This is a genomic window from Pseudogemmobacter faecipullorum, from assembly GCF_020539525.1.
GTDB lineage: Bacteria > Pseudomonadota > Alphaproteobacteria > Rhodobacterales > Rhodobacteraceae > Pseudogemmobacter > Pseudogemmobacter faecipullorum.
Window position 1 is genome coordinate 1 of record NZ_JACDXX010000085.1, and the last position, 702, is coordinate 702.

The 702-nt window shown below is 59.0% G+C and carries 1 pseudogene; it reads left to right on the forward strand.

Features of this window, described 5'->3' with window-relative positions:
- Window positions 1-123: 123 nt before the first annotated feature.
- Window positions 124-702, forward strand: a pseudogene (locus H0485_RS21295) (helix-turn-helix domain-containing protein); the annotation flags it as partial.

Below are 702 nucleotides of genomic sequence, written 5' to 3' on the forward strand. Positions count from 1 at the left end.
TGTCCGCCATCAGCACCCTTGGAACAGTTTGGCGTGATTGCGTAGCGGAGGCTTTGCGGCTCATCTTTATCCCAGTTGGAGTTGAAGATGATGAAGAGCCGAAGGACCGCGCCAGCGAAACCCATGACGATCAAGGCCCCTGCCGAGCAAGTCGTGAAGGACATCCGGCGTGCGACGCGCAAGTTGCATTCTTCTGAGGAGAAGATCCGGATCGTGCTGTCCGGCCTTCGTGGCGAAGACAGCATTGCCGAGTTGTGCCGCAAGGAAGGGATCGCCCAAAGCCTGTATTACAGTTGGTCGAAGGAATTCCTCGAGGCCGGCAAGAAGCGGCTGGCCGGTGATACGGCCCGTCAGGCGAATACAGGCGAGGTGAAGGATCTGCGCGCCGAGGCTTTGGCACTGAAGGAACTTGTGGCCGATCTCAGCCTTGAAAACCGTCTGCTCAAAAAAAACATGACCGGGGCTGGGGGAGACCCAGAATGAGATACCCCGCCGCTGAAAAGCTCGAAATCATCCGGCTGGTGGAGCAGTCGCATCTGTCAGTCAGGCGCACCTTGGCCAAGATCGGCATCCCACCCACCACGTTTTACCGGTGGTATGACCGCTTCGTTGAACATGGGCCCGAGGGGTTGGAGGACAGGCCATCTTCCCCTTCCCGGGTCTGGAACCGCATCCCCGATGCGGTGCGGGATCGGATCTTGG